At 76.3% G+C, this 9,838-nt stretch carries 6 protein-coding genes; all 6 read right to left on the reverse strand.

The features are described 5' to 3' along the window. Positions 1-124: 124 nt before the first annotated feature. The gene (locus tag HCN56_RS19815) at positions 125-1,519 is read right to left on the reverse strand and encodes a lysine N(6)-hydroxylase/L-ornithine N(5)-oxygenase family protein (RefSeq protein WP_167973065.1); all 1,395 of its coding nucleotides are present in this window, start codon (positions 1,517-1,519) and stop codon (positions 125-127) included. Continuing rightward, positions 1,516-2,127, reverse strand: a complete 612-nt coding sequence (locus tag HCN56_RS19820; protein ID WP_167973067.1) for a GNAT family N-acetyltransferase — start codon at positions 2,125-2,127, stop codon at positions 1,516-1,518. The genes HCN56_RS19815 and HCN56_RS19820 overlap by 4 nt, the downstream gene beginning before the upstream one ends. Further along, positions 2,124-3,950, reverse strand: coding sequence for an IucA/IucC family protein (locus tag HCN56_RS19825; RefSeq protein WP_167973069.1), 1,827 nt, complete (start codon positions 3,948-3,950; stop codon positions 2,124-2,126). Before HCN56_RS19825 ends, HCN56_RS19820 begins: the two co-directional genes overlap by 4 nt. After that, positions 3,947-5,533: a pyridoxal phosphate-dependent decarboxylase family protein gene (locus HCN56_RS19830; RefSeq protein ID WP_209312961.1), complete on the reverse strand. Its 1,587-nt coding sequence runs from the start codon at positions 5,531-5,533 to the stop codon at positions 3,947-3,949. Before HCN56_RS19830 ends, HCN56_RS19825 begins: the two co-directional genes overlap by 4 nt. Before the next feature lie 195 nt (positions 5,534-5,728). Next, positions 5,729-7,540 carry an IucA/IucC family protein gene (locus HCN56_RS19835; RefSeq protein ID WP_167973071.1) on the reverse strand — a complete coding sequence of 604 codons (1,812 nt, stop codon included), beginning with the start codon at positions 7,538-7,540 and terminating at the stop codon, positions 5,729-5,731. 259 nt (positions 7,541-7,799) lie between these two features. Continuing rightward, positions 7,800-9,838: iron ABC transporter permease (locus HCN56_RS19840; protein ID WP_167973073.1), on the reverse strand; the 2,039-nt coding region annotated here is incomplete at its 5' end.

Below are 9,838 nucleotides of genomic sequence, written 5' to 3' on the forward strand. Positions count from 1 at the left end.
CGCCGGGCCCCCGCCGCCGGGGGCGGTCGGGGCACGGCGGGCGGTGGTGTGCGGTGGGGGTCGGTGGTGTGCGGTTGGGGGGTCGGCGGGAGCGGCGGCGCCCGCCGGCCCGCGCCGGAGGGGATCAGGCGGGCGGTGGGGCGAACGCGGTGAAGGCGGTGGACTTGGGAAGCCGGTAGACCTCCCTGCCGGTGACCGCGTTGAGGATGGTGGCGTTGCGGATGGCGCCGATGTCGAGGTTGGGGGCGGAGGCCCCGTGGCTGTGGAGCTCGGTCCCCGCCAGGAACAGCCTCCCGGCGGCGGTCTCGGAGGCGCCCCCGGCGTCGAGGGCGACGGAGTGGTCCGCGCGGACGACCGGCCGTCCGGCGGCGTCGCGGCGTATCAGCGGGTCCAGCGCGGCGAGGAACCCCGGGGTGCGGGCGCGGTAGCCGGTGGCGGCGACGACGAGGTCGGTGCGGTGGTCGAAGGTGCGCCCGGTGTCGCGGTGGCGGCAGCCGAGGACAGTCCCGCCGGCGCCGGCGTCGGGCCCGGCGGTGAGGACGGTGATGCCGGGTCGCAGTTCGACGGGGCGCAGCCCGTGGCGGAGCTGCCTGCGGTAGAGCAGTTCGTGGACGGCGGCCAGGGCGTCGGTGGAGACGCCCTTGTAGAGCTGCCACTGCTCGGCGAGCAGCCGGTCGCGGGTGGCCTCCGGCAGGCCGTGGAAGTAGTGCATGTAGTCGGGGGTGGTCATCTCCAGCACGAGCTTGGTGTAGTCCAGCGGCGCGAAGGAGGGGGTGCGGGAGAGCCAGGAGACGGCGGGCCCGCCGGCCAGGTTCCGCTCCAGCAGGTCGATGACGACCTCGGCGCCGGACTGGCCCGAGCCGACGACGGTGACGTGCCCGGCGGCGTCGACGTCCTCACCGCGGTGCAGGAACTCGGCGGTGTGCAGCAGGCTCTCCGCCGGCAGCGCGGCGAGCGCCTCGGGCAGGTGGGGCGCGGTGCCGGTGCCGACGACGAGGTGGCGGGCGGCGAGCCGCAGCCGGGCGCCGTCCGCCCGCTCGACCTCCGCGGTGAACAGCCCGGAGGCCGGGTCCCGATGCACGGCGAGCACCCGGTGGGAGAACCGGACCGAGGGCAGGCGGGCCGCGGCCCACCGCAGGTAGTCCTCGTACTCGACGCGGCTGGGGAAGAAGTTCTCCCGCACGGTGAACGGGTACAGGCGGTCGCGGTCGTGGAGGTAGGCGAGGAACGACAGCGGGTGGGTGGGGGCGACCAGCGTCACCAGGTCGGCGAGGAAGTTCACCTGCATCGACGCCTCGTCGAACATCATGCCGCGGTGCCAGTGCAGTTCCGCCGTCTCCTCCAGGACGACCAGGTCGAGGCCGTCGACGGTGGAGGCCAGCGCGGCGAGGCCGAGGTTGAACGGCCCGCAGCCGACGGCGATCACGTCGTGGACGGCGGCGGGGCCGGTCGGCTCCGGGGTGTCGGTCGGTTCGGGGGTGTCGGTGTGCCCGGGGGCTCCGGGGGTGGGACGGCTCATCGGGGCAGGTCCTTGTCGCTGCGCGGGTGGACGAGCAGGGCGGCGGTCTTCTCCGGGAGGAAGACCTCACCGCAGCGGCGGTAGCCGGCGGCGGTGAAGGCGCGGACGGAGGGCGCGTTGCGGATGTCGGGCTCGGCCACGACCCGGCGGCAGCCGGGGTCCGCGGCGAGCAGGGCGGCGGCGAGCGCGCCGAGGAGCCGGCGGCCGACCCCGCGGCCGGTGTCTCCGGTCTCCCCGACGGCGATGTGCACCCCCAGATCGCGGGGGTCGTGCGGGTAGCGGCCGGCGAGCCGGTCGCGGTCGACGCGGTAGATCTCGACATAGGCCAGGTCGCGGCCGTCCTCGGCGACCAGGCAGGGCAGGCTGTGGTCGCCGGCCCGCTGGTCGGCGATGTCCTCGGCCCAGCGCTCCCGGGGCCACGCCTGGTGCCAGAACGCCTCGACGTGCGGCTCCGCCATCCAGCGGGCGAGGGTGTCGGGGTCGGTACCGGCCGGGTCGGCGGGGCGCAGCGTCCAGGGGGCGTGGAGCCGCGGCAGGGGTGGTGCCGGGACGGCGGCGGGCCGGGTGTCGGCCGCGGCCTCCTGCGGTCGCACGGTCGGGCCGCTCATCGGCGCTCCCCCGCTCCGCCGGCGGCGCTCAGCGGGTTGGGCGCGTCGAGGTAGACCGACTGGGAGTCGAGGGGAGCCAGCACCTCGTCGATGCCGTGGAGGCGGGTCAGCAGGTTGGCCTTGAGCGGGAGGGTCCCCGCGCTGAGCCACCGGGCGGCGAGGCGGTCGCCGTCCGGGCCGGCGGCGGCCAGCCCGGGGAGAGCGGCGCGCAGCCGGGCGGCCATGGCGGCGAGCAGTTCCTCCTCGGTGGCGAGGCCGTCGACGGCCAACGCGCCGACGACGGCGAAGGCCTGGTTGCGCAGCAGGTAGTAGCAGAGGCGGTCGTCGGCGAGAGCGTCGTCGACCAGGGCGAGGGTGGAGGTCTCCCGCCGGAGCCGCCGCAGCAGCGGCGGGAGGTGGGAGGCGGCCAGGTAGTAGCCCTGGTTGTCGCGGAAGGCGGCTCCGGTGACGCGTCCCGCGGTGTCGAGGCGGACCAGGGTGTTCTGCTGGTGCGCCTCCAGGCCGATGCCGGTGGCGGCGTAGAGGTGGAGCATCGGCACCAGGACCCGGTCGGTGTAGTCGGCGACCCAGCGGGGGGCCGCGTCCGTGCCGAGCGCGGCGACGAGGGCGGCGAGCCGGCTGGGGCCGGCGCCGGGGCGGGGCGCGACCAGGCCGGCGAGGCAGCGCAGCCGGTCGATGCCGGCGGGAACCTCGCGCACGGAGACGTCGAGCCCGGTCGTGGCGGGGCCGCCGGACGCGGCGGGCGTGTCGACGGCGAGCCAGGCGGGGTCGCGGGTGACGGTGAAGCCGGGGTGGGCTGCGAAGGTGGTGTCCGCGTGGCCGCGGTCGAGCAGTTCGTTGACCTCGACACCGCGGAGCAGTTCGGTGCGGGTGGACTCCCGGCGGGAGTTGGTCAACCGCAGGCCCAGGGAGAGCTTCAGCATGACGGGCGCGCCGGGCCGGTAGAGGGTGCGGACGCTGGAGGTCGGGAACCAGTGGGGGCCGGCGGGGCCGAGGGGTTCGAGGAGGCCGTCCTCGACCAGCGCGGCGATCCGGGGCCGGCCGAGCAGGTCCGCGGCCTGCCAGGGGTGGGCGGGGACGAGTACCCGGCCGCCGCCGGGGTCGAACCCGGCGAGTTCCGCCAGCAGCCGGGGGGTGTCCAGGCCGCCGAGGGAGGGGGCGCCGGCGACGGCGTCGTGGGAGACGACCGAGGGGTCGGCGGCGAACCAGTGCAGCGGGAAGGAGCCGCGTGTCTCGGGGGACCACCGCGCGCAGTCGGGCTCGGAGATCCCGTCCCGGCTCTTGGGGGCGGGGTGGCGCAGGTGCCCCAGGAGCAGCGCCTGCTCGGCGTCGAGGAACCCGTCGGTGCCGGGGGGCGGTTCGGGTTGGTCGCGGCGCGTGGCGAGGAACCCGGCGACCCGGCGGACGGACTCGGCGGTGCGTTCCACGAGGTCGGCGTTCTCGGCGGCGGCCGGCGCGGCGCGGCCGGCGGCGGCGCCGCGGTGGACGGCCTCGGCGGCGACGAGGGCGACGGCGGTCACCGGGTCGGCGGTCGCGCCGAGCGGGCCCGCGGGGCCGTCCAGCCGGACCGGGCCGAAACGGTGCCAGCCGGTGGCGGAGGCGTGGGTGACCTCGGTGGTCAGGGTGGTGCCGGTGGCGGGCAGCCGCACGGTGAGCGGGCCCGGCGCGACGGGGTGGCCGGTCTCGGCGAGCCAGCAGCGCAGCAGCGCCTCCAGGTGGGCGTGTTCGGCGGCGGCGCGCGGTTCGGGCGCGTGCAGCGGGTCGGCGGTGGCTGCGGGGGTGCCGGGCGCGGGTGCGTACCCGGTGGTGGGCGTGGCGGTCATGCGGTGCGCTCCCGGGCGTGGTGGCCGCAGCGGCGTCCGGCGGCGAGGACGGCCGCGACGAGACGGTCGATGTCGTCGGTGGTGGTCGTGGGGTTGAGCAGGGTGAACTTCAGGCAGACGCGACGCGGGGCGGCGTCGGTCGCCGGGGCGCCGGCGAGAGCGGGGTCGGCGGCGGGGTCGGCGCCGGGGAGGCGGACCTCGGTGCGGCCGATCAGCGCGGTGCCGGTCTCCAGCAGCGAGCGGCGCAGGGCGGCGTTGAGGCGGTCGTCCGCGGCGGGATCGGCACCGCGGTAGCGGAAGACGACGGTGGTGAGGTCGGCGCCGGCGACGAGTTCGAGGGCGGGCTCGGACTCGATGCGGGCCTGGGCGTGGCGCGCCAGGTCGTGGCAGCGGTCGACCATGGCGCCGAGGCCGGAGCGGCCGTGGGCGAGGAAGGCGGCGGCCGCTTTGACGGCGTCGGCGCGCCGGGTGGTCTGGAGGCTGCGGCCGAGGAGGCCGTCGAACCCGGCGTCGGCGTCGTCGGCCGGGTTGAGGTAGGCGACCTCTCGGTCGAGCGCGCCGAAGCCGGCGGGGTCGGAGACCAGCAGCACGCTGGTGGCGGCGGGGAGCCAGCCGATCTTGTGGAGGTCGAGGGTGACGGAGTCGGCTGACTCGATGCCGTCGAGCCGGCCGGCGAGCCGGTCGGAGAAGAGGGTGCCGAAGCCGTAGGCGGCGTCGACGTGGGTCCAGACCCCGTGGTGGGCGGCGATCTCGGTGACGGCCGGCAGCGGGTCGACGGTACCGAAGTCGGTGGTACCGGCGGTGGCGACGACCGCGATCGGTGTCTCGTCGGGGCCGAGCGCGGCGAGGGCGTCGGCGAGGGCGTCGGGACGCATGCGGTGGTCGCGGTCGGTGGCGACGGGGATCACCGCGTCCTCGCCGAGGCCGAGCGCGGCGCAGGCGCGGTGGACGGAGAAGTGGGCGATCTCGCTGCACAGCACCCGGGGGCCGGGGAGGGCGGCGACGCCGTGGCGGCGGACGTCGACACCGCGGCGGAGGGCGGCGGCGTCGCGGGCGAGGTGGAGGCCGAGCAGGTTGGAGAGCGAGCCGCCGGGGGTGAGGACGCCGTCGGCGTCCGGGCCGAGGCGGGCGAGCCGGGTGAGGGCGCCGATGAGCCAGCGTTCGACGGCGATGCCGGCGGGCCCGGAGTCGTAGGTGTCGAGCGACCCGTTGCCGGCCGAGGCGAGGACGTCCGCCGCGACGGCGACCGTCAGGGTCGGGGGTTGCAGGTGGGCGGCGGCGTGCGGGTGGGCGAGGTTGACGCCGTACTCGCTCATGACCCGGGCCAGCAGCTGGAGCGCGGGCAGTTCACCGGCGCCGCGTTCGGGGAGGGCGGCGGGGCCGAGCGCCCGGGATGCGGCGGCCAGGACCTCGGCGGGGGTGCCGGCGGGCAGCGGGCCGGGGGCGTGGTGGGCGAGCGAGGTGCCGACGGCGCCGGCGAGCAGCGAGGAGATGTCGGCCAGTCCGGCGCGGGCGCCGGCGAGGCGGACCGCGGTGGTGGTGGTGTCGGCGGGGGCGAGGGGGACCTCGGCCAGGGATGTCACGGGTTCTCCACGGGGTGGGTCGTGGGCACGGCCGGACGGCGCCTCGGCGACGGTCGGCGCGCGTGGGCGCGCGCCGGGTCGGGGCGCGGTCGTGCGGGGTGGTGGGCGCGGGGCGCCCGGTACGGCGACGTGCTGGTGGGGCTCGCGGCGTCGGCCGCCGCCTGCCCCGGAGGGGCGGGGCGGGGCCGGACGACGTCAGGGAGCTGCGAGCGGGTTGGGCAGCGTGCCGTTGGGGTGGAGCGCGTGGCGCAGCGCGCGGTCGCCGTAGCGGGTGACGACGATGCGGTCGCGGTTGAGGCCGTAGCGGGGGATCTGCTCGGTCAGCAGGTCGTAGGCGGCGTGCCGGTCGGCGAGCTCCGGGGTCCGGCGGCGCGAGGCGAGCACCGTCTCGCGGACAGCCCGCCAGAACTCCTGCTCCGGCACCCCGAGTTGGTCGGCGCAGAGCGGGGCGAGGTAGCGGAAGTGGCCGACGAAGATCTGGTCCATGACGTGCTGGCGGATGACCGAGGGGTGCTTGCGCGGCAGCACGTGGTCGTGCCCGTCGGGCTCCGGGCCGCGTTCGGGGGTGTCGGTGAAGGAGACGCAGACGTCGTCCACGAAGTCCTTGAGGTAGAGCCGCGTGGGCAGGTCGTTCTCGTCGAAGCCGATGAGGGTGTTCTGCCCGTGGGGGTTGAAGGTGAGCCCGTAGCGGTGGAGGACGTGCAGCACCGGATGGAGCAGGGTGTCGAAGAGCCGCCGCAACCAGGCGAGGGGCTCGACGCCGGAGGCGCGCACCAGTTCGGCGACGAAGGCGTCGCCGGCGGTGTCGGTGTGGAGCAGCGAGGCGAAGGTGCGGACCCGCTCGGTGGCGTCGCGGCGTGCCTCGACGGGCTCGCGCCAGATGCAGCCGAGGGTCTCCAGGTACTGGTAGGGGGCGTCGGGCAGCGTTTCGAGGTAGGGGTGCCGGACGGTGGCGGAGGCGACCTCGCCCAGGAAGACGGTGCGGGTCTCCTCGGTGAGGTAGGGGTCGGTCTCCAGCATGCCGCGCAGCCACTGGGTGACCACGGGTGCGCCGGCGGTGCAGTGGGGTGGTATCCCGCGCCACACCAGGGTGTTGAGGATGCGCAGCGGCAGTTTGACGTCGTAGCGGCCCGGGGTCGTCACGTTGGTCATGGTGCGGATCGACTGGCCCGGGAGGTAGGCGTCCGGGCTGTCGCCCAGGGGCACGATGCGGCGTTGGGCGATGTCCGCGGCGTGCAGGGTCTGGAGCGTGTTGTCCCACTGCCAGGGGTGGGCGGGCAGCCAGACGTAGCCGTCGGGGTCGAGGCCGGCCCCGCTGAGGCGGGCGGTGAAGGCGGCCCGGGTGTCGGCGTCGAGTTCGCGGTGGAGGATCTCCCGCTCGGAGAGCTCGGGGGTGCCGCGGAAGTCGGCGAGGCCGCGGTGGACCGCGAGCCAGGTCAGGTGGACCGGGCGGGCCGACTCCGGGGCGTAGGCGCGCACGTCGGTGGCGGAGAAACCGACCCGGCCCTTGTTGGCGACCAGCAGGTTGTGGCCGGTCATGTGGGACTCGAGTTCGGCATGGCCGAGGGTGCGGAGTGCAGCAACGGGGGTGCCGCCGTGTTCGATGCGGGCGGCGTCCACGGCCTGGGTGGCGGAGAGCTCGGTGAAGTAGGTGGCCGCGGTGGAGGCGTCGGTGCCGAGACTGCCGACGGCGTCGAGGAGGAACCGCTGCGGGTCCCAGGCGGGTTCGGCGATGCTGTTGCCGAGCATGCCGGTGCCGGTGCGGGTGACCGAGCCGGGCTCGACCCTGAGCCAGCCGAAGGCCCCGGGGGTCGCGCTGAACTGGTAGGTGATGCCGCTGTCGAGGTCGACGCGGTAGGTGCCGTCCCCGTTGTCGAGGGCCTTGAGCATGTCCTCGAAGCACCATTCGCCGAGTGCCTTGGCGAGGAGCCGGCGGCCGGCCTCGCGCCAGGAGGCGGGCGAGACGGCGTCGAGCCGGGGGACGGGGTGGTCATGGGGCGCGCGCATGGAGTCGCTCCGGGAGGCGGAAGGGACGTGGGGGGCGTGCGTGGCGTACGGGGACCCGAACGCGCCCTCAGCTTAGGCAAGGCTTACCTAATTCCGCAACAGTCCGTCGCCGGGCTACGACGTATCGCTATCCCGCTGGTCGAGCCCCCGTCAAGAGGGCCTCCGCGTAACGGAGTTGACTATCGGAGGCAAGCACTCCGCCCCGGGCCCGGGGCGGGAGTTCGCGCACGGCGCGGCGGGGCGCCGGAGTCGGGCCGGGTCAGGCGGGACCGCGCCGGCGCAGCAGCCAGATCAGGTAGGGCGCACCGATGACCGCTGTGACGATCCCCACGGGGATCTCGACCGGCGCCAGCAGCCACCGCCCCAGCGCGTCGGCCACCACCACCAGCGTCGCGCCCAGCAGCGCGGCCACCGGCGCGACCCGCAACGTCCCGGTGCCGACGAGGCGGCGCGCCAGGTGCGGGGCGAGCAGCCCCACGAACCCGACCGCCCCCACCGCCGCGGCGGTGCCCGCCGCCATCACGGCCCCGGCGCCCAGCACCAGCAGCCGCACCCGTCCCAGATCCATGCCGAGCGCCCGTGGCAGTTCGTCGCCCAGCGCCAGCAGGTCCACGGCGCGTGCCGCCAGCACCAGCAGCACCGCCGCGACCGCCGGGACGGCGAGCCAGCCGAGCGCCGTGGTGTCCTTGGCGTAGGTGCTGCCCGCCAGCCAGGTCAGCGCCCCGGCGATGTTCATCTGGCTGCCGATCACCAGCACGTTGACCAGGGCGGTCGCCGTGGCGGAGGCGCCGAGGCCGACGAGGACCACACGCGTGGGGTCCAGCCCGGTGCGCCGCCGCTCGTCGCGCGGGCCGCGAGCCACTAGCACCACCACCGCCAACGCGGCCACACCGCCGACCGCGGCGGCCAGCGGCAGCGCCACCAGCGGCGCGGAGGGCACGGCCGCGATGACGAACACCGCCCCCAGCGACGCGCCGCCGGTGACCCCGATGAGCGAGGGCTCGGCCAGCGGGTTGCGGACCACCGACTGCACGGCGGTGCCCGCCAGCGCCAGACAGGCACCGGCCACCGCGGCCACCAGCACCCGGGGCAGGCGGTAGCCCAGCACCCCCGAGGCGGCGTCCGGCCCGGCGCCGACCACGAACGCGCCGATGTCGGCCCACCCCACGTCGGCGTCGCCGATGCGCAGCCCCAGCAGGACGGCGCCCGCCAGCGTCAGCAGCGCGCCACCCAGGAACAGCGCGTAGGAGCCGCGCCGCAGGCCGTCCCCGACCACCACCGCAGCGCCGGTGTCGGCGTCCCCGGTGCGGATGCGGCGGGCCAGCAGCATGAAGACCGGCCCGCCGATCAGCGCGGTGACGATGCCGACCGGCAGCTCGCCGTGGCCGGCGGAAGCGGGGAACGCCAGCTGCGCGGCGCTGTCGGCGGAGAGCACCACCACGGCGGCGAGCAGCGCCGACAGCGGCAGCAGCGCGGCGTGGTGACGGATGCCCAGCGAGCGCAGCGCCACCGGTGCGATCAGCCCGACGAACCCGATCGGCCCCGCCAGGGAGACGGCGGCCGCCGACAGCACCACCGCGAGCAGCAGCGTCGCAGGGCGGATGCGCTCGACGCGGACCCCCATCGCCCGCGCCGTCTCGTCCCCCAGCGCCAGCAGGTCCAGAGGCCGTGCCAGCAGCGGGGCGCAGCAGACCAGCACGGCGACCAGCGCGCCCACCACCAGCGGGCGGGTCAGCTCGGACTGGAGCAGTGTGCCGTTGCCCCAGAAGAACAGCCCCTGCGTCGCCTGGGTGTCCAGGATCTGGAGGAAGGCCGCGCACGCCGTGGTGGCGAGCGCGACCGTCGCCCCCGCGAGGAGGACCCGCCCGGCCGTCAGCACACCGCCGCGCGTGAGGAGGTGGACCACCGACATCGCCGCGAGGCCGCCCAGGAAGGCGGCGGCACCGGCCGGCAGCGGCCCCAGGCTGACGCCGGTGAACGCGACGGCGACGACCGCCAGATAGGCGCCGCCGTTGACGCCGAGCGTGTCGGGGGCGGCGAGCGGGTTGCGCGTGGCGCCCTGGAGCAGCGCCCCGGCGACGCCCAGCGCCGCTCCCACCACCAGGCCGGTGAGGGTGCGCGGCAGGCGGCTGCCGACGAGCACGTCACCGGTGAAGGGGTCGCCGCGGCCCAGCAGGTGGGCGACGATGTCGCCCGTCCCGACGCCGGAGGCGCCGAGGCCGAGGTGGACGGCGACGACCGCGAGCAGGGCGGCCGGGAGCAGCAGGGCCGCGGTCGTCGTACGACCGCGGCGCGGCG

The organism is Streptomyces lonarensis (assembly GCF_012033735.1).
Taxonomy (GTDB): domain Bacteria; phylum Actinomycetota; class Actinomycetes; order Streptomycetales; family Streptomycetaceae; genus Streptomyces; species Streptomyces lonarensis.